At 73.0% G+C, this 21,659-nt stretch carries 16 protein-coding genes and 1 pseudogene; 12 read left to right on the forward strand and 5 right to left on the reverse strand.

Features of this window, described 5'->3' with window-relative positions:
- Positions 1-33: 33 nt before the first annotated feature.
- The 3 genes from ACZ4IF_RS23700 to ACZ4IF_RS23710 all read left to right on the forward strand — a co-directional run bounded on the left by ACZ4IF_RS23700 (position 34) and on the right by ACZ4IF_RS23710 (position 3,133).
- On the forward strand, positions 34-1,200 hold the full coding sequence (locus ACZ4IF_RS23700) for a sensor histidine kinase (RefSeq protein WP_467565784.1): 1,167 nt from the start codon (positions 34-36) through the stop codon (positions 1,198-1,200).
- Between the two features lie 14 nt (positions 1,201-1,214).
- On the forward strand, positions 1,215-1,877 hold the full coding sequence (locus tag ACZ4IF_RS23705; RefSeq protein WP_359489799.1) for a response regulator transcription factor: 663 nt from the start codon (positions 1,215-1,217) through the stop codon (positions 1,875-1,877).
- A 98-nt stretch (positions 1,878-1,975) separates the two neighbouring features.
- Positions 1,976-3,133, forward strand: a complete 1,158-nt coding sequence (locus tag ACZ4IF_RS23710) for an ROK family transcriptional regulator (protein WP_359489798.1) — start codon at positions 1,976-1,978, stop codon at positions 3,131-3,133.
- Between the two features lie 49 nt (positions 3,134-3,182).
- Here the strand turns inward: ACZ4IF_RS23710 and ACZ4IF_RS23715 are convergent, their stop codons facing one another.
- Both ACZ4IF_RS23715 and ACZ4IF_RS23720 read right to left on the reverse strand, forming a co-directional pair.
- Entirely contained in the window at positions 3,183-3,944 is a 762-nt protein-coding gene (locus tag ACZ4IF_RS23715) for a GntR family transcriptional regulator (protein ID WP_359489796.1), read from the reverse strand.
- Between the two features lie 314 nt (positions 3,945-4,258).
- Positions 4,259-5,143: an RNA polymerase sigma-70 factor gene (locus ACZ4IF_RS23720; protein WP_467565789.1), complete on the reverse strand. Its 885-nt coding sequence runs from the start codon at positions 5,141-5,143 to the stop codon at positions 4,259-4,261.
- Between the two features lie 113 nt (positions 5,144-5,256).
- Here ACZ4IF_RS23720 and ACZ4IF_RS23725 point away from each other — a divergent pair, with 113 nt between their 5' ends.
- Both ACZ4IF_RS23725 and ACZ4IF_RS23730 read left to right on the forward strand, forming a co-directional pair.
- A complete protein-coding gene (locus tag ACZ4IF_RS23725) occupies positions 5,257-5,910 on the forward strand; it encodes an NADPH-dependent F420 reductase (RefSeq protein ID WP_467565791.1) in 654 nt (217 codons plus the stop codon).
- 290 nt (positions 5,911-6,200) lie between these two features.
- Positions 6,201-7,031: an alpha/beta fold hydrolase gene (locus tag ACZ4IF_RS23730; RefSeq protein ID WP_467565794.1), complete on the forward strand. Its 831-nt coding sequence runs from the start codon at positions 6,201-6,203 to the stop codon at positions 7,029-7,031.
- A 45-nt stretch (positions 7,032-7,076) separates the two neighbouring features.
- Here ACZ4IF_RS23730 and ACZ4IF_RS23735 read toward each other — a convergent pair.
- Positions 7,077-7,970 (reverse strand): annotated as a pseudogene (locus tag ACZ4IF_RS23735) (DMT family transporter); the annotation flags it as partial.
- Here ACZ4IF_RS23735 and pdxR point away from each other — a divergent pair.
- From pdxR to ACZ4IF_RS23760, 5 genes are all read left to right on the forward strand, one after another.
- Complete coding sequence (pdxR, locus tag ACZ4IF_RS23740) at positions 7,961-9,412, forward strand: MocR-like pyridoxine biosynthesis transcription factor PdxR (RefSeq protein WP_467565797.1); 1,452 nt, start codon at positions 7,961-7,963, stop codon at positions 9,410-9,412. The pseudogene ACZ4IF_RS23735 and the gene pdxR overlap by 10 nt on opposite strands.
- A 280-nt stretch (positions 9,413-9,692) precedes the next feature.
- Positions 9,693-11,288: an alkaline phosphatase D family protein gene (locus ACZ4IF_RS23745; protein WP_467565800.1), complete on the forward strand. Its 1,596-nt coding sequence runs from the start codon at positions 9,693-9,695 to the stop codon at positions 11,286-11,288.
- Positions 11,289-11,621: 333 nt separating this feature from the next.
- A complete protein-coding gene (locus ACZ4IF_RS23750; protein ID WP_467565802.1) occupies positions 11,622-13,022 on the forward strand; it encodes an SWIM zinc finger family protein in 1,401 nt (466 codons plus the stop codon).
- Positions 13,019-15,670 (forward strand): DUF7824 domain-containing protein, encoded by a 2,652-nt coding sequence (locus tag ACZ4IF_RS23755; protein WP_467565804.1) that lies wholly within the window; start codon positions 13,019-13,021, stop codon positions 15,668-15,670. The genes ACZ4IF_RS23750 and ACZ4IF_RS23755 overlap by 4 nt, the downstream gene beginning before the upstream one ends.
- A gap of 198 nt (positions 15,671-15,868) precedes the next feature.
- On the forward strand, positions 15,869-17,308 hold the full coding sequence (locus ACZ4IF_RS23760) for a GNAT family N-acetyltransferase (protein WP_467565807.1): 1,440 nt from the start codon (positions 15,869-15,871) through the stop codon (positions 17,306-17,308).
- 126 nt (positions 17,309-17,434) lie between these two features.
- Here ACZ4IF_RS23760 and ACZ4IF_RS23765 read toward each other — a convergent pair whose 3' ends face one another.
- The gene (locus ACZ4IF_RS23765; RefSeq protein WP_467565809.1) at positions 17,435-18,661 is read right to left on the reverse strand and encodes a trans-sulfuration enzyme family protein; all 1,227 of its coding nucleotides are present in this window, start codon (positions 18,659-18,661) and stop codon (positions 17,435-17,437) included.
- A gap of 60 nt (positions 18,662-18,721) precedes the next feature.
- On the opposite strand from ACZ4IF_RS23765, the gene ACZ4IF_RS23770 reads away from it, so the two are divergent.
- A complete protein-coding gene (locus ACZ4IF_RS23770) occupies positions 18,722-19,294 on the forward strand; it encodes an Lrp/AsnC family transcriptional regulator (RefSeq protein WP_467565812.1) in 573 nt (190 codons plus the stop codon).
- Between the two features lie 61 nt (positions 19,295-19,355).
- On the forward strand, positions 19,356-21,047 hold the full coding sequence (locus ACZ4IF_RS23775) for a DUF885 domain-containing protein (RefSeq protein WP_467565815.1): 1,692 nt from the start codon (positions 19,356-19,358) through the stop codon (positions 21,045-21,047).
- A 43-nt stretch (positions 21,048-21,090) separates the two neighbouring features.
- Here ACZ4IF_RS23775 and ACZ4IF_RS23780 read toward each other — a convergent pair whose 3' ends face one another.
- Positions 21,091-21,606, reverse strand: a complete 516-nt coding sequence (locus ACZ4IF_RS23780) for an immunity 21 family protein (RefSeq protein WP_359504354.1) — start codon at positions 21,604-21,606, stop codon at positions 21,091-21,093.
- Positions 21,607-21,659 lie beyond the last annotated feature (53 nt).

The following is a 21,659-nucleotide window of genomic DNA, read 5'->3' on the forward strand; positions in this document are numbered from 1 at the left end:
TCCGTTGTCAGTGGCTCCTGGCACGATGACGCAATGGCCCGCTTTCTGCGCCCGCTGGTCCGGGGGACGACGTACACACGACTGCTGCACCTGTGGGTGCCGATGCTGTTCGTCTCCGTGTGGCTGTTCATCGACATGTCGAAGCCGTGGGTGCCGGCCGCCGTGCTCGTCCCGCTGGGGCTGATCCCCGCGGTGCGCCGAGGTGAGGGAGTACAGGCGCGCTACATGCTGGCGCCCGGCGGGCGGGAGGGCTCGGAGTCGGCCTTCTCCCTCTCGCCCGCGGTCACCTGGCGCGACCGGCTGCGGACCGTACTCTGGCTGGAAGCGCGCATGGTCCTCGGGTGGGTCCTGGCGCCCGCCACGGTCTGGCTGCCGGCGACGGCGGTCGTCCTCACCCAGGCCTCGTTCCGATCCGTGTCGATCGACACCCCGATCGTGACCCTCCATACCGATCCGCACTGGGCGTACGCGCTGCTCGTCCCGCTGCCGCTGCTCGCGCTGTACGGCGTGGTCGTCGGGTTCGGTGAGCTGATCACGGCGATCGCGCGCCGACTCCTCGGCCCCTCCCCCACCGAGCGGCTCGCGGCACTGGAGGAGCGCACCGAGCAGCTGCTGGAGCGCAATCGGATCGCCCGCGAGCTCCACGACTCGATCGGACACGCGCTGACCGTCGCGGTGGTCCAGGCCGGAGCGGCCCGCGCGGCCGGTGACCCCGCCTTCACCGAGCGAGCACTGGCGGCCATCGAGGACACGGGCCGCGCCGCCCTGGAGGATCTGGAGCGCGTGCTGGGGGTGTTGCGGGAGGCGGAGCGGCCGGTGAGCAGCCGCCCCACGCTGGCCGACGCCGACCGGCTCCTGGAGTCCGCGCGCGCGTCCGGGGCCAAGGTCGACGCCGAGGTCAGGGGCCCGTTGGACACGGTGCCCGGTCCGGTGTCCCGGGAGGGTTACCGCATCCTCCAGGAGTCGCTCACCAACGTGCTGCGGCACGCGGGCGGCGTCCCCGTCCAGGTACGTGTCGAAGTCCGGGACGAGTCGCTGGACCTGGAGGTCCGCAATCTGCTGACCTCGGACGTACCGGGGCCCGGCCGGGGCAGCGGGCTGCGCGGCATACGGGAACGGGCCGCGCTGCTCGGCGGTCGTGCGCGGACGGGTCCGGACCAGGGCGAATGGCAGGTGCATGTAGAGCTGCCGCTGAGTTGATCTAGGCTGGCCGGATGCCGGTCACCGTTCTTCTCGTCGACGACGAACCCCTCGTACGCGCGGGTCTGCGCGCCGTCCTGGAGGCGCAGCCCGACATCGAGGTCGTCGGGGAGGCGGCGGACGGTGCCGCGGTGATCCCCCTGGTGCGGCAGCTGCGTCCCGACGTGGTCGCCATGGACGTCCGTATGCCCCTTCTGGACGGTATCGAGGCGACGCGCGCGGTGCTGCGCACGGTGAGCGATCCGCCGAAGATCCTCGTGGTGACGACGTTCGAGAACGACGAGTACGTCTACGAGGCGCTGCGCGCGGGAGCGGACGGGTTCCTCCTGAAGCGGGCGCGGCCGGCCGAGATCGTGCACGCGGTGCGACTGGTCGCCGAGGGCGAGTCGCTGCTGTTCCCCTCCTCCGTAAGGCAGTTGGCCGCCGAGTACGGCGACACCTCGGGCAATCCCGCTGCCCGGGCCGCCATGGAGCGGGCCGCGCTGACCGAGCGGGAGGCGGAGGTCCTGCGCCTGATGGCCAGGGGTCTGTCGAACGCGGAGATCGCCGCACGGCTGACCGTCGGCACCGAGACGGTGAAGTCCCACGTCAGTGCCGTACTGGCGAAGCTGGGGGCCCGGGACCGCACCCAGGCGGTCATCGCGGCGTACGAATCGGGGTTCGTGGCACCGGGCTGATCATGACGCGTGGGCCGTGAAGGGGTCCCGGCACTCGCCGGGGTGCGCCCCGCCGAGTACGATCCGCCCAACACGCGCGCGAGCTGGGAGGACGGACGTTGGGGCGGTTGACCGGCGGGGACCCCTCTCTGCTGCGAAGGATCAATTCCGCGGTGGTGCTGCACGCACTGCGCGCCACGGACTGTGCGACCCTCACCGAGATCACCCGGGTGACCGGACTGTCCCGGCCGACGGTCGAGGGCGTCGTCGAGGGCCTCATCGAGAACGGGCTCGTCGTCGAGAAGGCGGCCGAGGAAGGCGCCGCACGGCGCCAGGGGCGTCCGGCGCGCAGGTTCCGCTTCCGGGCCGAGGCCGGCCATCTGCTGGGCCTGGAGATCGGCCCGCACCGGGTCGCCGCGCTCCTCGCCGACCTGGACGGCCGGGTCATGGGCGCCATGGCGAAGGACGTCGACGAGACCGCGTCCGCGGACGAGCGGCTCGAACGGCTGCGGGTCGCCGTCGCGGAGCTGCTGCGCCGGGCGGGCGTCTCCCGCAACTCCCTGCGTGCGGTCGGCGTGGGCAGCCCCGGGATCGTCGAGGCGGACGGCACCGTGCGGCTGGGCACGGCGCTGCCCGAGTGGACGGGCCTGCGGCTGGGCGAACGGCTGAGCCGTTCCTTCAAGTGCCCGGTGCTGGTCGAGAACGACGCCAACACGGCGGCGGTCGCCGAGCACTGGAAGGGCGCGGCCACCGAGTCCGACGACGTGGTGTTCGTCCTCGCGGGACTGAGTCCGGGCGCCGGGTCGCTCATCGGTGGCCGGCTGCACCGCGGGTACGGCGGCGCGGCCGGCGAGATCGGCGCGCTGCATCTGCTGGGGCGCGACGTCACCCCGGAGACCCTGCTGTCCACGACGGACGAGCCCTTGCACCCGCTGGACGAGCAGGCCGTGGCCGAGGTCTTCGCCCTCGCGCGGAACGGCGACCAGCGGGCCCGCGCGGCCGTCGACCGGTTCATCCAGCGCCTGGTGCACGACGTGGCGGCGCTCGTCCTCGCCCTCGACCCCGAACTGGTCGTCATCGGCGGCTGGGCGGCCGGGCTGGACGGCGTACTGGAGCCGCTGCGGCGCGAGTTGGCACGCTACTGCCTGCGCCCGCCGAAGGTGACGCTGTCGATGCTGGGCGAGGCCGCCGTGGCGACGGGTGCCCTGCGGCTGGCCCTCGATCACGTGGAGGAGCAACTGTTCGCGGTCGAGGGCACCGTGACGGCCCGCCGCTGACCCGCGAAGCGCGCCGCGCCCCGGGCGTGACCGGGGCGCGACGTGCGGCTCAGGAGGCGCGGCGCTCCGGGTCGTGGTGTATCTCGACCCCGCCGGAGTCACCGAAGGTCAGCCGGCAGGTGTCGGCCCGGTACGTGGCGACGGAGACCGCGGCGGTACGCCCCTCGGCGAAGAACCGGGTCGTGACGACGAGCACGGGAGCTCCGGGGAGCCGGTCCAGTTCCTTGGCGTCGTCCGCGCGCGCCGAACCGAGCTCCACCGCCCTGTCCTGGTTCTCCAGGTCCAGCCGCTGGAGCTCGCGCAGCACGGCACGCGCGCGTGCCGCACCCGAGGGTGCGTCTATGGCCGACAGGTCCGGGACCGAGGACGCCGGCACGTAGAGCAGCTCGGCGGCGACCTGCTGACCGTGGGTCACCCGGGAGCGGCGCACCGTGTGGACCTGTTCGCCGTGTGCCGTCTCCAGGATGCCGGCCACCGAAGCGGGCGGCGCCGCCATCGTGCAGTCCGTGGCCTGCCACGCGTCGCCGGCCGCACCGGGCCAGGTGTGCTGTTCGGATCCCACGGCCACGCCCACGCGCGGCGGCGCGACGGTGGTGCCGACACCACGGCGGCGCTGGAGCCTGCCTTCCAGTTCGAGCTGTTCGAGAGCCTGCCGCAGGGTGGCCCGGGCGACGCCGAAGCGGGCTGCCAGGTCACGTTCGTTGGGCAGGATCTCGCCGACCGAGAACTCGGAGTCCAGCGCCTCACTGAGCACGGTCTTGAGATGCCAGTACTTAGGCTCCGGCACCGATTCCAACTGCGTGGTCCCCACCCTGTCCTCCGCAATCGCCGTGTCCCGGCGGCGTTTTAGCGCCCTTGTTTATTAAAGGTTCTTGCACTATCTCTGCGACGATAGGCCCGCCCCCACCCTTGGTCAAGACCAATCCTCGATCCCTTACGCAGTGCACAGGCGTGTTGCCGCAGAGCGTTCACGGGGCGTTCTCACGGGGCGACCTTCCGGACACAACGCCGAAAACCCCCGTCCGGAGGACGGGGGCTTTCGAGCACGTACAGGGTCGATCCGGACGGCGCGCGCCGCCGCGGGCCGCCGCGCCCGGCCCGCGGCGGCTCAGCCGCGGGTGCGGCTCATTCGACGTCGAGCGTCAGCAGCTTCTCCGGATTGCGCATGATGTAGATGCACTGGATCCGGCCGTCCGCGACGTCCAGTTGGAAGACACTGTCGGGCTTCGTACCGGACATGATCACGAGCGCGGGGCCGCCGTTGATCTCCAGGAAGCGGAACGAGACGTGCGGTACGCCCTTCTTCGCGGCGCCGTGCAGGAACCGCCCCACCTTGTCGGCGGACTCGATGACCCGCAGCGGGGCCTGCGACCGCCCGCCGCTGTCGCCGACGAGGCGGACGTCGGGGGCCAGCATGGCCATGAGCCCTTCCAGGTCGCCGTCCGCGGCGGCGGCGAGGAACCGCTCGGTGAGATCGCGGCGTTCGGCGGGGTCGACCTCGTAGCGCGGCCGGCGTTCGTCGACGTGCCTGCGCGCCCGCCCGGCGAGTTGGCGCACGGCGGGCTCCTCGCGGTCGAGGACGGCGGCGATGTCCGCGTACGGGTAGCCGAACGCCTCCCTCAGGACGAAGACGGCCCGCTCCAGGGGCGAGAGGGACTCCAGGACGACGAGGACGGCGAGCGAGACGGAGTCGGCGAGGACGGCCCGCTCCGCGCTGTCGGGGACGGTGTCCGCGAAGTGCGTGACGTACGGCTCGGGAAGCCACGGCCCCACGTACGCCTCTTTGCGCGTCTGCACTTGGCGCAGCCGGTCGATGGCGAGCCGGGTGGTGACGCGGACCAGATAGCCGCGCGGCTCGCGCACGTCCGAGCGGTCGGCGCCGGACCAGCGCAGCCAGGCCTCCTGCACCACGTCCTCCGCGTCGGCGACCCTGCCGAGCATGCGGTAGGCCACCCCCGTCAGCAGGGGGCGGTGCTCTTCGAAGACGTCGGTCGCCGTGTCGGGTGCCACGGCTCCATCCCACCCGACGCATCCCCTCATGTCCAGGCGGAATCGGTCGCCGCCGGAGCAGAATGACCCGCGGGCCACCGGTGGCCGGCGGCCCCGACCCTGGAGGAGTGACGATGCGGTACGCGGTTCTGGGCACGGGCGAAGTGGGACGCACCCTCGGCGGCAAGCTGATCGAACTGGGTCACGAGGTGTCGTTGGGTTCGCGGGTGAAGGACAATCCGGCAGCCGTGGAGTGGGCCGACAGCATGGGCCCCGGCGCGGGCCACGGGACGTTCGCGGAGGCGGCGGCCTTCGGCGAGGTCGTCGTGAACGCGGTGGGCGGGCGGGTCGCCCTCACCGTGCTGCGTTCCGTCGACGAGGCACATCTGGACGGAAAGATCGTCCTCGACGTGTCCAACCCCATCGCTTTCGAGGAGGGGCAGGTGCGTCTGGCCCCGGTCGAGTCGGACAGCGTGGGTGAGCAGATCCAGCGGGCCTTCCCGAACACGCGCGTGGTGAAGAGCCTGAACACCATCAACTGCTATCTGATGGTGGACCCGGCGCTGGTGCCCGGGGAGCACCAGATCTTCGTGTCCGGTGAGGACCAGAGCGCGAAGGAGCAGGTGACGGCGCTGCTCGGGGAGTTCGGCTGGCCTCCGCACCGCGTCATCGATCTCGGCGGCATCCGCACGGCCCGGGCCGCGGAGATGATGCTGCCGCTGTGGCTGACCCTGTTCCAGCACATCGGGCACCCCGAGTTCAACGTGGAGGTGCGCAGGGCGCGTTGAGGACGGTGAGCGCGGGGGCCGCTCGGGCGTGACGGACCCGGGACGCGAGGGCGCGCACCGCACTCACTCAGCACCTCCACGCGGGGACGCGTGCAGGTCAGTACGCACCCGTGGGGACGCATGGAGGCATGCGCGCGTCCCCGTGTCCGCATGTCCGCGAATCCCGGTGTCCGCGAGTCCGCGTCCCAGGGTTCTCGGCGTGGGGGCTACCCGTCGGTAGCAGTTGCTGACAAGCTGTCTACAAGACTGTCCGTCAGCGTTCCCATGCGTCCCAGACGAGGAGCAGCCCCATGTCCGCCACGGTCTCGTTCAGCCTCCCCACCTCGCGCGGCCCCAGGACCGTCACCGTCTCCTACGCGCGCGTGGGCACCGGTGAACCGCTCCTGCTGCTCCACGGGATCGGTCACCACCGGCAGGCCTGGGACCCGGTGCTCCACATCCTGGCCGCCGAACGTGACGTCATAGCCGTCGACCTGCCCGGCTTCGGAGAGTCCCCGGCGCTGCCCGACGGGCTCACCTACGACCTGTCGACGGTGGTGCCCGCACTCGGCGCGCTCTGCGAGGCACTCGGCATCGAACGGCCGCACGTGGCGGGCAACTCGCTCGGCGGGCTGCTGGCCCTGGAACTGGGCCGCGAGAAGCTCGTGCGGTCCGTCACGGCGCTCTCGCCCGCCGGCTTCTGGTCGCCGGTCGAGCGGCGCTACGCGTTCGGGGTGCTGAGCGCCATGCGGCAGGGGGCCAGGCGGCTGCCGCTCCCGGTGGTCGAGCGGCTGTCGCGGTCGGCCGCCGGACGGACGGCGCTGACGAGCACCATCTACGCCCGGCCGGGACGCCGTTCACCCGAGGCCGTCGTCGCCGAGACCCTGGCACTGGCCCACGCCGAGGGATTCGCCGAGACCCTCAGGGCGGGGACCACGGTCCAGTTCACGGACGACGTCCCGGGCCTTCCCGTCACCGTGGCCTGGGGAAGCCGTGACCGACTGCTGGTGCGCCGCCAGGGGGTCCGCGCCAAGCACATCATTCCGCGTGCCCGGCTGGTGCGGCTGCCCGGTTGCGGACACGTCCCGATGAACGACGATCCCGCGCTCGTCGCCCGCGTCATCCTCGACGGCAGCCGCTGAACGGCGGCCGACGAAGGCCAGGGCACCGGAGCCGAGGGCGACTCCGGCGCCCACCAGCCCGCTTCCGACGGCTTGCGCGGCTCCGTAGACGCCCGTGCCGACGAGCGGCGCGCTGCACGCCGCCGCGACGGGGATGAGGCCGGAGAACAGGGTCGCGCGCTCCGCGCCGATGCGCTGCATGCCCATGTACCAGCACACGAACCCGACGACCGTGACGACCGCCGCCTGCCACAGCAGCGCGGCGGTCTCGGTGGCGTCCGGCACCCGCAACCACGCGCTGCCGCCCGTGAGCAGCCCCGCCACGGCCGACTCGACGGCGGCGATCCCGCAGACGGTGGCCGACAACAGCCTTGGCCCCAGCGGCCGCAGGACGGGTACGGCGAGGACCGCGAAGCCCACCTCGCCGCACAACGCCCCCACGGAGCAGGCAATACCCGCGGCGTCCGTGCGGCCCCACCCCTGGACCGTGAAGGCGCCCAGTGCCACGAGCAACGCCCCGTACAGAATGCGGCGTTGAGGCCGGCGTCCCTCCTGGAGGGGCACGACGACGGCCACGACGACCGGGGCACAGCCCACGAAGACGCCCGGCACCGCGGGTTCCGCCGTCCGTTCGGCGGCGATCACCGCGAGGTTGAAGCCGACCATGCCGACGGCCGCGAGCAGTGCGAGGCGGCTCCACCGACGCGCGTCGAGGGAGCGCAGCCGCGTCATGGAGCCCCGGCCGACCAGGGGCCACAGCAGCAGGCAGGCCAGTCCGTAGCGCAGGAACTGACCACCGGCGTAAGGATAGTGGCCCAGGACGCTGTTGGCGGTGAAGGAGCCTCCGACGAGGACGCAGGCGAAGGCGGCGAGCAGGGCGCCTCGGACGGTGGTGGGGTTCATGAGGGCGACGCTACGAAGGCGCGTGGTCCGGTTTAAGGTCCACTTCCATGACGTCATCGGGGACCAATCACAGCGGACCGGCGGGACCCGGGCCGTCGGACGGCGCTCCGTGGGCGGCCGCCTGGGAAGTACTCCTTCCGGCCGCTTCGGCCCCCGCACGCGCGCGTGGCCGCACCCTTCAGGCGGCGCTCCGCGAGGCGGTCCGCACGGGCCGGCTCGCTCCGGGGACCCGGCTGCCGTCGAGCCGCGAGCTGGCCGCGGACCTCGGCGTGTCACGGGGCCTGGTCACCGAGGCGTACGAGCAGTTGACGGCCGAGGGCTACCTGCGCAGCGACCGGGGTGCCGGGACCTGGGTCGGTGACGCCGTCCGGGCGGCCGGTCCCCGCGCGCGTGACCTGGCCCCGCGCAGTTCCGGCGCGCGGGCCGACTTCGTGCCCGGTACGCCCGACCTGTCGCTGTTCCCGCGCGCCGCGTGGGCGACCGCGCACCGCGGCGTGCTGGCCGAACTGCCGCACCGCGCCCTGGGTTACCCCGATCCGCGCGGGCTGCCCCGGCTGCGCACCGTGCTCGCCGAGCTCCTCGCCCGGCGCCGCGGCGTGGTCGCCGACCCGGAACGGATCGTCGTGGTCTCGGGAGTGGCGCAGGCCATGGCCCTGCTCGGATTCGTGCTGCACGCGCGCGGGCTGCACACCGTCGGCGTGGAGGACCCCGGCAGTCCCGAGCACGGTGCGCTGTACGCCTCCGCCGGCATCGGCACCGTACCGCTGCCCCTCGACGGCGAGGGACTGGCCGTCGGCCCGCTGAAGGCCTCGGGGGTGCGGGCGGTGGTGACGACGCCGGCTCATCAGTTCCCCACGGGCATCGCCTGCTCGGCGCGGCGCCGTGCCGAACTCCTCGACTGGGCGCGCTCGGTGGACGGGCTCGTGATCGAGGACGACTACGACGGGGACTTCCGCTACGACCGTGCCCCCGTGGGCGCCCTCCAGGGGCTCGACCCGGGGCACGTCGCCTACACCGGGTCGGTCAGCAAGTCCCTCGCCCCGGGCCTGCGGCTCGGCTGGCTGCTCGTACCGGCCCCGCTCTGCGAGGAGGTCGTCGAGCGCAAGCGCACCATGGACCTGGGGAACCCGGTCGTCGACCAGGCGCTCCTCGCCCGCTTCCTGGAGCGCGGGGACTACGACCGGCAGCTCCGCCGCTGCCAGCGCGCCTACCGGGAACGGCGCGACGCCCTGGTGGCCGCGCTGGCGTCGCACTTTCCCGGTACGGAGGTGTCGGGCATCGCGGCCGGCCTCCACGCCATCGCGGCGCTGCCCGAGCGGTACGGGCCACTCGACCGTTTCCTGGAACGCACCCGTGCGGCGGGCGTGGCGGTGCGTCCGCTGGCGCAGTACGGGACGGCGGTCGAGGACGGCCTGCGGCTGGTGCTGGGGTACGCCCATCTGTCGCCCGCGCGGATCCGGGACGGGGTGGCGCTGATGGCGGACGCGGTACGCGACTGATCCCGTCGGCGCGCACCCACCCCCGGCGCGCATGAGCGCACGCGGGCCCGCCACCCACGAGCGCACCCGCCCCGGTGCGCTCGAGCGCACCGACCCTCCGCCCGCGAACGGCCCTGGAGGTCCCGTCCCGTTCCGCGATGCCCATCGGTGTGCGCATGCCCGAAACGGCGGTTCCCCTGCCCCTGGGGCCAGTTGTTCACTTGTGGTTTCCGTGTGCGCTGCGGCGCACCAGTAGTTGTGGCACTGCACACCGGCCGGATCCGTCCCAGGAGGCGCATTCATGTCGCACCGTCCGCCAAGCCACTTCCCCGGTCGTCGCAGCGTGCTGCGCGGCTCACTCGCCGCGTCCGCGGCGATCGCCCTGCCCACCGCGCTCGGCTCGGCACCGGCGTTCGCCCTGGCCGGACGGCCGAAGGCGGGGTGGGGCGTCCAGGCGGGCGACGTGACCGCCGACTCCGGCCTCGTGTGGGTCCGCTCCGACCGCCCCGCGCGGATGATCGTCGAGACGTCGGCGACCGAGTCGTTCCACCATTCGCGCAGATGGCAGGGGCCGCTGCTCGGCGCGGACACGGACTTCACGGGGAGCACCAGGCTGCGCGGGCTGCCCGCCGGCGAGCAGATCCACTACCGCGTCCTGCTCGCGGACCCCGACGACCCGCGGCGCACCGGCGAACCGGTGACCGGCACCTTCCGCACGACGCCCGCCGGACGGCGGCGTGGCGTGCGCTTCCTGTGGTCGGGCGACCTGGCGGGACAGGGCTGGGGCATCAACCCCGACATCGGCGGCTACCGCATCTACGACGCCATGGCCCGGCTCGATCCGGACTTCTTCCTCTGCAGCGGGGACAGCATCTACGCCGACGGACCGATCGCGGCGACCGCGACGCTCCCCGACGGCAGCACCTGGCGGAACATCACGACCGAGGAGAAGTCCAAGGTCGCCGAGTCGCTGGCCGAGTTCCGCGGCAACTTCCGCTACAACCTGCTGGACGAGAACCTGAAGCGCTTCAACGCCCAGGTGCCGTCGATCATCCAGTGGGACGACCACGAGGTGCGCAACAACTGGTACCCCGGTGAGGTGATCGCGGCCTCGGACACTCGCTACACGGAGAAGAGCGTCGACGTGCTGGCCGCGCGTGCCCGTCGCGCGTTCAGCGAGTACTTCCCGCTCTCCACGCTGCGGCCGGGCGACAAGGACGGCCGCGTGTACCGGGTCGTGCGTCACGGCCCGCTCCTGGACGTCTTCGTGCTCGACATGAGGACCTACCGCAACGCCAACTCGCCCGACACCCAGACCACCGACCCGCAGGGCATCCTCGGCGCCGAGCAGCTGGAATGGCTCAAGCGCGAGCTGTCGCGGTCGCGCGCGGTGTGGAAGGTGATCGCCTCCGACATGCCGCTCGGCCTGGTCGTGCCGGACACGACCGAGGGGAAGCCGAACATCGAGGCCGTGGCCCAGGGCGACCCCGGCGCGCCTCTCGGACGCGAGTTGCAGATCGCGGAGCTGCTGCGGTTCGTCAAGCACCGGCGGATCACCGGTACCGTCTGGCTGACCGCCGATGTGCACCACACCTCGGCGCAGCACTACCAGCCGTCGCGGGCCGCCTTCACCGACTTCGAGCCGTTCTGGGAGTTCGTGTCCGGGCCTCTCAACGCCGGAGCCTTCCCGGCGAGCGCGCTGGACGGCACCTTCGGACCGGAGAGGGTTTTCGTGAAGGCACCGACCGCGTCGAACGTCTCGCCCGCGGGCGGCTACCAGTTCTTCGGCGAGGTCGACATCGACGGAGACAACGGCGAGCTCACGGTGCGGCTGCGGGAGCAGGACGGGACCGTGCTGTTCACGAAGGTGCTCCAGCCCGGGCGCGTGGGCCAGTAGGGTCTCGCGGCTCCCGTACCCTCGAACGGGCGGTCCGCGCGCCGGAGTCATCCCCCGGTGCGCGGCCCGCCCGCCCGCCGTGCGGACCGGACCGCCACGGCGTGGCTCAGGTCGATGAGGCGCGGCGTGGTTCGGCTCACCTCGGCCGGCGCGGCCTCGCTCAGCGCGACCCACCTCGGCCCGGCGTGGCGTGGCCCGCCCTGCCTCGTCCGACGCGGCGTGGCCCCGCGCGGCCCGGCGCGGCGGTGATCGCTCAGCGCTGACCGGTTCGGACCGTCCGCAAGTACGCGCAGGTCAGAGCCGATTGTCAGTGGTCACCTCTACGGTTTTTCCATGACGCGATCTTTCCAGGCCGTGGCCTACACGCGACCCTCCGCGCTGGAGTCCGCACCGGGCGGAGGGCGGCTGGGACTTGAGACCTCGCAGGGGGCGACGCCTACGGGGATCCAGGCACACCCGCGCTTCTTCGCGGGCTTCCTGACCTCCCCTCAAGTCGCCGCGGCCGGGCTGCTGGCGGTGGCGGACGTCGCCGCGGCCCGCTACTACCAGCGGCAGCTGAGCGCGTCCCTGGACCCGGTGGTCACGGGCAACGGCGACCGGCTCCGCTTCGAGTCCTTCTCCGGCTGCGGCGGTGTGTACGCGCGCCTGGACGTCCTGACGCCGGGTCTCGACGGCGGCGAGATCGGCCACGGCACGACCAATGTCGACGTCAACAACCGGTTGCGCGAGGCACTTTCCCGCATCGGCACGGACGATCCGCTGCACCTGCGGGTCGGCCCCGACGACATGACGGTGACCACGCTGGACGGCCCTGTCGTCGAGAAGAAGGTGCCGTTGCCGGACCGCTGGTTGCGGGGGTTCGCCGAGGCCCAGGTGACGGCGGCCGGTTTCGACCTGCGGGCCGAGCTGCCGGCGGCCGAGGCAGTGCGTTTCCTGCGCTCGCTGCCGCGCGGCACCGCGCGTGGCGCTTCGCGTGGAGCCCAGTGGGTGGTGCCGGCGGGACGCGGCCTGCGGCCCACGACCCGCCCGGTGCCCGGGGCGGTGTGCCTGCCCGGCCCGGAGCGCCTGATCGCCCTCCAGCGGGTCCTGCGCCACGCGTCGGCGCTGCGGGTGTACGGCCCGCCGGTGACCGGTGACACCAGCGCCGCGGCCTGGGAGGTCGTCCTGCCCGGGATGCGGCTCACGCTGACGCTGTCGCCCGACTCCGCTCGTGGGTTCTCCGGGGAGGGCGGGGTGCTGGACGCCCTCGCGACCGACGAGGCCGCTGAGGACGCGGAGTTGATCGCCGTGCTGCTGGCCTGGGAGCCGCGCGTCGACGTGGGAGATCTGGCCGCCGCCTCCGGCCTGCCTGCCGAGCGGGTGCGCGCCGCGCTGATCCGCCTCGGCACCTCGGGCCGCGTGGGGTACGACACGGCGGAGGCGGCGTACTTCCACCGCGAACTGCCTTACGCCGCCGAGCGGGTGGAGCGTCACAATCCGAGGCTGCGGTCGGCGCGGGCCCTGGTCGCCGCGGGCGCGGTCGCCCTGGACGGCTCGCTCGGCACGGTGACCGCCGAGGACGGCCACGTCCACCGGGTGCGCGACGACGCGGGGAGGCTGAGCTGCTCCTGCCTGTGGTGGGCCAGGTACCGAGGAGGACGCGGACCGTGCAAGCACGCGCTGGCGGTGCGCGTGGTGCGGCGGAAAAGCGCGACGGAGCAGCGGGAGACGCGGATCGAGGGGGGTGTGCGATGAGTCGCGAGGCACTGGTCACAGCGGTACGGGCGGGGCAGACGATCGAGGTCACCGGCCTCTTGGACGGGATGACGGATGCCGAACGGCGAGCGTGCCTGCCCGCGTTGAAGGAGCTGCGCACGGAGTTGCGGGGCGTTCCGTGGAGCGCCCCGTCCCGCAAGGCCTATCCCGCGCTGCACGCGGCCGGCGCGGCGTGTCACACGGGGGCCGCGGGGGCGGCCACCTGGATCGCGGCGGCCGACATGCGCTGGTCCCAGGCCTCCCCCGGCGTGCTCCTGCACGTCCTGGGCGACCGTGAACCCGAATGGCTCGGCGACGTGGCTCACCGGCTCGCGCAGCGGCCGGTCGCCTCCCGGGTGCCGTACGCGTTGACGGCGGGCCTGGTGCGGCTCTCGGGCTGCGAGATCCCGACGACCGACGCCCATGTGACGGGCTGGTTCGAGCACATCGGGAGCGCGTGGCACCACGGGGACACCGTGGTCGAGCGCCTCCGCCGGGAGCCGCACCTGCCGGTCATGGTCGCCGCGCTCTTCGAGTCCCTGGAGGTGACCGGCCGGGTCGGCTGGCTGTTCGGTGACGGTCCGGACAGTTGGTACAGCGCACTCGCCCGGCTCACCCGGGAAGGCGCCCTCGACCGCAAGTTCATGGTGGACGCCTGCGTGGCCAGGCTGCTGCGCGGTGGCACGGCCGCCGACCAGCGTTTGTTCCTGCGGCTGTTGACCTGCCTCGACCTGACGCGGGACGAGGAGCGGGAGCGGTCGGCGGACTGGACGGCACTGGCCCGTGACGCGGCGTCGCCGGTGGCTTGGCACGCCCAGTCCGTACTGGCTTCCCTCGTCCTGGACGGCGAGCCGGCGCTCCGGCAGCTCGCCGAAATGACCTCCGGGGTGCTGTTCCGGCCGGAGAAGAAGCTCGTCCGGGCCCAGCTCATCCTGTTGGGCAAGGTGCTCAAGCGCGATCCGTCGAGCGCGCCCGATCTCCTGCCGGCGGTGGCGCAGGCGTTCGGCCACCAGGACACGGAGGTGCAGGAGCGCGCGCTCAAGCTGGTGGAGCGGCATTTCGCCCGGCTCGACGGTTCGGACGGGGCCCGGGAGCGGATCGCCGAGCTGGCGGCGGAGTTGAGTCCCGGGCCCCGCGCCCGGGCGGAGCGGCTGCTGGGCCCCGGTGTGGTGGATTCCTCGCCGGTGGTCCGCGCGGAGGTGCTGCCGCCGGTGCCGGAGCGCTCACGGCTCGCGCCGGCGCCGGGATCGGCGGTGGAGGTGGCCGAGGAGGTCGGAGCCCTGCTGGCGTCGGATGGCGACGTCGCCACGTTCGAGCGCGCGTTGGACGGTCTGGTCCGGCATGCCCACGACGACCGGGAGGCACTGCTGGAGGCCCTGCACCCAGCTGTCGCACGGCGCTGGTGGCTGGACGCCGACGTCTCCGACACACATGTGGACCGGCACTTCCGGGAATCGCCCTACGGCTTGGAGGTCGTCCTCGCGACGTTGCTCGGACGGGTGCGGACGGCCACGCTCCACGCGACGGTGCAGCAGAGGCCGGGCGGGGGCGACTGCCCGCACCGCGCCCTGTCCCGCGCCTTCGACGCGCGTCTGTGGGAGGTGGCCCATCGGATCCGTACCGATCCGCTGCCGTTCCTGCTGGCCACCCCGAGCTGGTCGACGGGGCTGCTGGAGCCGGACGAACTGGTTGCACGTCTGGCCGAGTACCGGCGGCTCGACGCCCGGCCGGGGGCGGCGGACTTCGCCCAGGCGCTGCTGCGTGTCCGGCGGGGCGGCGACGGGGCGCCGGCGACCGCGGCGGCACGGGCACGGGCGCTCGGCACACCCGAGGGGTACCGGCTGGCCCAGTGGCTCACCGCGCAGGGCCCGCGTCTCCCGCTGAGCCGTCGTCGGACCGTGGGCGCCCGCATCCTGCTGGAGATGGGCGAACTCGACGAGATACAGGGGCAGTTCCCGCCGGAGTTCCGGCGGCTCGGACATCCGCAGTCCGTCTTCAAGAACCGCACGTACTGCCCGCACTGGGACCGGGCGGAGCGGCAGCACTGGTCGGCGGTGCTGCCCGGCCGAAGGGAGATGGTGGCGGCCCGCGTGCTCGGCGACCTCGCCTCGGCCGCCGTGGACGACAGCCGGAAGGAGGCGGCGATCCTGCCCCTGCTCGCCGAGGCCGACGGCGAGGCGGGTGAGGCCCTGCATCTGTGCGTGGCATACGGGCTGGCGGCGCGGGACCCGGAGGACCGGCTGTGCGCCGTGGACGCCCTGCTGGTCCTGGCGGCGCGCGGTCAGCTCGACGCGGCGCGGCTCGGCGCCGATCTCGGCCAGTTGGTGCGCCGCGGTTGTGCCAAGCCGCTGCGGCTCGCCGAGTCGATACGCACCGCGGCGGCGACCGGCGCGTACGCCACCGTGTGGTCGGTGCTCCGTGACGCGCTGCCGATCCTGCTGGCCGACCTCGCGACGGACGGTACGGGCGGCAGTGCCACCCGCGGGCTCGGGGACCTGCTGGCGGTCGCCGCGGACTGCGCCGAGCGGTCGGGGGCGCGCGGCGATCTGGCACATCTCGCCCGGACCGCCGGGCGGCGCGGCTCGTCGCGGCTGGTCACCGAGGCCCGCCGCCTACGGATCGCGCTGACCCAGGAGGCAGCCGCCTGACGTAGCAGCGCCCCGTCGGCGGCATGACCCGGGTGGGACGCACCGTCTCCGACGCGTCTCGTGACCAGCGCGGAACACGAGCGGTCCGGGCCGGGCAAAGGACCCTTAAAAAGAACTGCAAAAGGGACAGAAGGACACTTAACCGATCAGTCACAAAGCGTTCGTGATCACGCAACACCGTTCCTTCACAGTGACTGTATGACTCCTGACATGTCTGATGTGACCCGTGCGAAGCACGGGCGCCCCATACACCACTGGCGGCGGGACGTCGTCGAACTCGCCGCGCTGTTCACGGCCGTGGCCGTCGCCGACGCCGTCGCCAACCTGATCGGGCACGGGCCCGACGGCCCCGCCCTGCTCGTGATCTCGGCGATGATCCTGGCCGCCACGGCCGGCTTCCACATCTGGTGGGCACGGCGCCACGGCCACGCCCCGCCGGCGGACGATACCGGCGCCCGGCCCGGCGCCCACGGGCGACGGGCCGGGCGCTCCGATGAGCCCACCGCGGCCCCGCAGGCCGCCGCCGGGGAGACCGTGCTGTGGCGGATGCGCACGACGGTGCAGGACGCGCCGGGTTCGCTGGCGGCGCTGTGCACGGCGCTGGCCGGGCAGCGGGTCGACATCCTGAGCCTGCAGACGCATCCGCTGGCGAAGGGCACGGTGGACGAGTTCCTGCTGCGGGCCCCTGCGGACCTGGACGCCGCCGAGATCACCCGGGCCGTGTCCCGGGCGGGCGGTGCCGGGACGTGGATCGAGCGCGCCGACGCCCACGACCTGGTGGACGCTCCGACCCGGGTGCTCGGCCTGGCCACTCGCACAGCGCTCGACGCCGCCGAACTCCCCCTCGCTCTACGGCAGTTGCTCGGCCGCTGCACCATCCGGTCGCTGCCCGGCAAGTCGCCGGTCTCCGGACGGGTGGAGGAGGGCGCGCCCGTGGAGGGCGCGCTGGAGGACACCGTCATGCGACTGCGGGCCCCGGAGGGCGGTGTGATCACGGTGGAGCGGCCGTACCTGCCGTTCACGCCGACCGAGTTCGCGCGGGCTAGGGCGTTGGTGGAGCTGGACGCGCGGCTCGGTCCGCGCATTCCGCGCAGCCAGGATGTGCTGACACTGCCCGAGGGCAACGCCATCACCGTGCGGCGGGCCGACGGGTCCGACGTCGAGGCGGCCAAGGCGATGCACGAGCGCTGCTCCGCGCGGACGCTGAGCATGCGCTACCACGGCCCGGTGGGCGACGCGGACCGCTACCTCAGCCACCTGCTCAGTCCGCGCTTCGGTCGCACCCTGGCAGTACAGACGGCGTCGGGCCGCATCGTCGGGCTCGGACACCTTCTCTGGGACGGTGACGAGACGGAGATCGCGCTGCTCGTCGAGGACGAGTGGCAGCGGCGCGGCATCGGCAGCGAGTTGCTCGGCCGGCTGGTGGCCCTGGCCGTCGAGGCCGGCTGCGAGAGCGTGTACGTCGTGACGCAGGCATCCAACACCGGCATGGTCGCCGCCATGCGCGGCCTCGGTCTCCCCCTCGACTACCAGATCGAGGAGGGCACCCTGGTCATCACGGCCCGCCTGGAGCCGGCCGGCCCGGCGCGGCTGCCGCAGGGCGAAGAGCGGCGCGGGGAACGCGTCGCACGCGACTGACGGCGTCCCGGACGGACACCTCGCCGTCCGGCCCCCCGTGGGTCCGGACGGCGAGGTCGAGCCGGGCGTCCGCCGTCACTCGGACCGGCCCGGCTCCTCCCCCGCTCCCCCCGGCGTCCCGCTGCCCTACGCCACGGGCACCGCGTTCCCCAAGGCCGCGTCCAGGTCGGCCCAGAGGTCGTCGACGTCCTCCAGACCGACCGACATCCGCAGCAGCCGGTCGCTGACGCCGGCGTCGTGGCGGTCCTGCTCGGGCACGATGCGGTGGCTGATCGAGGCCGGGTGCTGGATCAGGCTGTCCACGCTGCCGAGGCTCACGGCCGGGGTGACCAGACGGACCCCGGCGATCACGTCGTGCGGGTCCCCGTGGACCTCGAACGCGATCATGGCGCCGCCGATGCGCGGGTAGTGGACACGGGCGACGCGCGGATCGGCGGCGAGACGCCGGGCGAGTTCGGCGGCGTTCGAGGACGCGGCCCGCACCCGCACGGGAAGCGTGGACAGGCCGCGCAGCAGCAGATATCCGGCCAGCGGATGCAGGACGCCACCGGTCGCGAACCTCACCTGGCGCAGCCGTCGGGCGAACTCCTCGTCGCAGGCCACCACGCCGGCCATCACGTCGCCGTGTCCGCCGAGGTACTTGGTCGCGCTGTGCAGGATCAGGCGCGCGCCCTGTTCGGCGGGGCGCTGCAGCACGGGCGTGGCGAACGTGTTGTCCGCGAGCAACGGCACGGACCCGCAGGCGTGGGCGACGGCCCTGAGGTCCACCTCGGCGAGCGTCGGGTTGGCCGGCGACTCGACCATCACCAGACCGGTGTCCGGGCGCAGAGCGTCGGCGATGCCCGCCGGATCGACCCAAGTGACCTCGCTGCCCAGCAGGCCCGCCGTCAGCAGGTGGTCGCTGCATCCGTACAGCGGGCGTACGGCGACGACGTGCCGCAGACCCATCGCGTTCCTGACCAGCAGGACGGCGCTCAGCGCGGCCATGCCACTGGCGAAGGCGACCGCGCTCTCGGTGCCTTCGAGCCGGGCGAGCGCGGTCTCGAATCGGGCGACGGTCGGATTGCCGAGCCGTGCGTAGACGGGCGGGCCGTCCGGTTCGGCGCCGTCCGCGGCGAACGCGTCGATGCGGGCGGCCTCGCCCCGGCTGTCGTACGAGGGGTAGGTCGTCGACAGATCGATCGGCGCGGCGTGAAGTCCCAGGGCGGCGAGATCGTCCCGCCCGGCGTGCACGGCCTCGGTGGCGAGTGCCCGGACCAGGGGTGCGGCGGACACCTGACGCGTTCCGTTCAGGTCGTCCTGGGCATCGCGAGCGCCAAATGCGTCATATGCGTCGTACACAACGGAGTCCATGCGGCGAAGCCTGAACACCGAACGGTCCGTGAGCGCCAGAACCCGTGTTACGTTCGCGCCATGGCCGATTCCGTCGTACTCGATCCGGTGGATCTTCATCTGCTGCGGCTGTTGCAGAACGACGCCCGGACGACGTACCGCGACCTCGCCGCACAGGTCGGCGTCGCGCCCTCGACGTGCCTGGACCGGGTGACCCGGCTGCGCCGTGCGGGGGTGATTCTCGGCCATCAGCTGCGGCTGGACCCGGCGAAGCTGGGCAGGGGCCTCGAAGCCTTGTTGTCCGTGCAGGTCAGGCCGCATCGACGGGAGCTGGTGGGGCCCTTCGTGGACCGGATAAGGGTGCTTCCGGAGTCCCGCACGGTCTTCCATCTCACCGGGCCCGACGACTATCTCGTCCATGTCGCGGTGGCGGACATGGCGGATCTGCAGCGCCTGGTGCTGGACGAGTTCACCTCGCAGCGCGAAGTGGCGCGGGTCGAGACCCGGTTGATCTTCCAGCAGTGGGACTGCGGTCCGCTGCTGCCTCCCCGTCGGGACGCGCACACGGGCCAGCCGTCCGCGGAACCGTCCCTGCGGTCCGGCAGGGCTCCGGTGCCCGAGCAGCCCACCAGACCGGCGGCGGGGGCGGGCTGATCCGGCACAAGAGCCGGATACCGGGCTGACGCGACGCCCGTCCTCATATGAGGATGTCCGCATGTCACAGACGAAGAGCCCGCTGCCCCGCGAGGTCGCCGACACCTATGTCGACGAACTCATCGCCCTCGACCCGGTCCTCGGAACGTACCTCGGTGTGAAGGAGAGTCACAGCAAGCTCCCCGACACTTCGCCCGCCGGCCAGGAGGCGGTCGCGGAGCTCGCACGGACGACACTCGCACGGCTCGACGACGCCGAGCGGCTGCCCGGGGCGGACAGTGACATGGAGCGCCGGTGTGCCCGGCTGCTGCGCGAGCGGCTCACCGCCCAACTCGCCGTCCACGACGCCGGCGAGGGCCTGCGCGCGGTCGGCAACCTGCACACGGCGCCGCACGGCGTGCGCGAGGTCTTCACCCTGACCCCGGCCGACACGGAGGAGGACTGGGCGATCATCGCCGAGCGGCTGCGTGCCGTGCCGGCCGCCCTGGCGGGATACCGCGAGTCCCTCGCCCTCGGCCTGGACCGCAAGCTGTACGCGGGCCCGCGCCCGACAGCGACCTTCATCGGGCAGCTGACCGAGTGGTCGGACACCGACGGGCAGGGCCTCGGCTGGTTCGAGGACTTCGCGTCGGCGGGCCCGGACGCGCTGCGGCAGGAGCTCGACACGGCCGCGCGCGCCGCCACCGAGGCGATCGTCGCGCTGCGGGACTGGATGCGCGACGTGTACGCGCCCACGATCGAGGGCGCGCCCGACACCGTGGGCCGTGAGCGGTACGCGCGGCTGGCCCGCTACTTCAACGGCATGGATCTCGACCTGGACGAGGCGTACGCCTACGGCTGGTCCGAGTACGACCGGCTGCTCGGCGAGATGAGGTCCGAGGCCGAGAAGATCCTGCCCGGCGCGGCGACCCCCTGGGTGGCGCTCGCGCACCTCGACGAGCACGGTAGGCACATCGAAGGCGTCGACGAGGTGCGGACCTGGCTCCAGGGCCTCATGGACGAGGCGATCGAGGCCCTGGACGGCACGCACTTCGAACTCGCCGAGCCGGTACGGAAGGTGGAGTCCCGCATCGCACCGCCCGGTGGCGCGGCGGCACCGTACTACACCGCGCCGTCGCAGGACTTCTCGCGCCCCGGACGGACGTGGCTGCCGACCATGGGGCAGACCCGCTTCCCCGTCTACGACCTGGTCTCGACCTGGTACCACGAGGGGGTGCCCGGCCATCACCTCCAGCTCGCCCAGTGGGTGTACGTGGTCGACGACCTCTCCCGCTATCAGGCCACCGTCGGCCAGGTCAGCGCCAACTGCGAGGGCTGGGCGCTCTACGCGGAGCGGCTGATGGACGAGCTGGGCTTCCTCACGGATGCCGAGCAGCGGCTCGGGTACCTCGACGCGCAGATGATGCGCGCCGCCCGGGTCATCGTCGACATCGGCATGCACCTGGAGCTGGAGATCCCGGCCGACTCGCCCTTCCACCCCGGCGAGCGGTGGACCCCCGACCTGGCACAGGAGTTCTTCGACGCGCACAGCAGCCGCCCGGCCGACTTCGTGGAGAGCGAGCTGACCCGCTACCTCACCATCCCCGGCCAGGCCATCGGCTACAAGCTCGGCGAGCGTGCGTGGCTGCTGGGCCGGGAGAACGCGAAGAGGCGCCACGGCGACGCGTTCGACGCGAAGGCCTGGCACATGGCGGCCCTGTCCCAGGGGTCGCTGGGCCTGGACGACCTGGTGGACGAGCTGTCCCGGCTCTGAGCTGCGCGGACGGAGCGGCCGGGACCGGTACCCGCCCGGCCGCTCAGTTCGTCAGCCGGCGCAGTTGCACCAGGCCGAGCCATGTCTCGGGGCCCGGCTCCGCGTAGGCGGCGCGCACCGCGTACCGGCCGGGTTCGAGAGCGACCCGCAGATGGTCGGTGCGTTCCGAGGCGGTGCCGGGCCACGCCGCATCGAAGAGGACCACCGGCCCCGGCACCTTCCACTGCACCTCCGGCTCCCAGGCGGCCCCGGCCAGCGCGGCGGGTACGCCGGAGAGCAGTTCCTGCTCGGACTCGGCGGCGCACCACCGTACGAAGGTGCCGTACTCGGGGAGGTATGCCGTGGAGGCGGGCTGGTCGCCGAGGACGAGGGCCCTGGTGTCCCCGACCGGCACGAGGCCGATGAACCCTTCCACGTCACATGCCCGGTCGTAGTCGGAGGACATGTCGTCGCCGTCCGCCCCCGACCAGAACGGCAGCACGACCTCCGGGATCGCTATGAGGGGTCCGCCGCCCGACTCCACCCAGTCGACCGCACCTGGGTCCGCGTATCTGGCCATGCGCAGAAGCTACACGCCCGGGACCGCAGGGGTGTTCGGTGTCCCCCACCCTG

The sequence above is a fragment of the Streptomyces sp. NPDC025784 genome, from assembly GCF_055558435.1.

Coding starts and splice junctions, on each gene's coding strand:
- pdxR (WP_467565797.1), top strand. CDS start 7,961: ATGACGTCATCGGGGACCAATCACAGCGGACCGGCGGGACCCGGGCCG.
- ACZ4IF_RS23775 (WP_467565815.1), top strand. CDS start 19,356: ATGTCACAGACGAAGAGCCCGCTGCCCCGCGAGGTCGCCGACACCTAT.
- ACZ4IF_RS23705 (WP_359489799.1), top strand. CDS start 1,215: ATGCCGGTCACCGTTCTTCTCGTCGACGACGAACCCCTCGTACGCGCG.
- ACZ4IF_RS23760 (WP_467565807.1), top strand. CDS start 15,869: ATGACTCCTGACATGTCTGATGTGACCCGTGCGAAGCACGGGCGCCCC.
- ACZ4IF_RS23750 (WP_467565802.1), top strand. CDS start 11,622: ATGACGCGATCTTTCCAGGCCGTGGCCTACACGCGACCCTCCGCGCTG.
- ACZ4IF_RS23765 (WP_467565809.1), bottom strand. CDS start 18,661: ATGGACTCCGTTGTGTACGACGCATATGACGCATTTGGCGCTCGCGAT.
- ACZ4IF_RS23780 (WP_359504354.1), bottom strand. CDS start 21,606: ATGGCCAGATACGCGGACCCAGGTGCGGTCGACTGGGTGGAGTCGGGC.
- ACZ4IF_RS23755 (WP_467565804.1), top strand. CDS start 13,019: ATGAGTCGCGAGGCACTGGTCACAGCGGTACGGGCGGGGCAGACGATC.
- ACZ4IF_RS23700 (WP_467565784.1), top strand. CDS start 34: ATGGCCCGCTTTCTGCGCCCGCTGGTCCGGGGGACGACGTACACACGA.
- ACZ4IF_RS23725 (WP_467565791.1), top strand. CDS start 5,257: ATGCGGTACGCGGTTCTGGGCACGGGCGAAGTGGGACGCACCCTCGGC.
- ACZ4IF_RS23730 (WP_467565794.1), top strand. CDS start 6,201: ATGTCCGCCACGGTCTCGTTCAGCCTCCCCACCTCGCGCGGCCCCAGG.
- ACZ4IF_RS23770 (WP_467565812.1), top strand. CDS start 18,722: ATGGCCGATTCCGTCGTACTCGATCCGGTGGATCTTCATCTGCTGCGG.
- ACZ4IF_RS23745 (WP_467565800.1), top strand. CDS start 9,693: ATGTCGCACCGTCCGCCAAGCCACTTCCCCGGTCGTCGCAGCGTGCTG.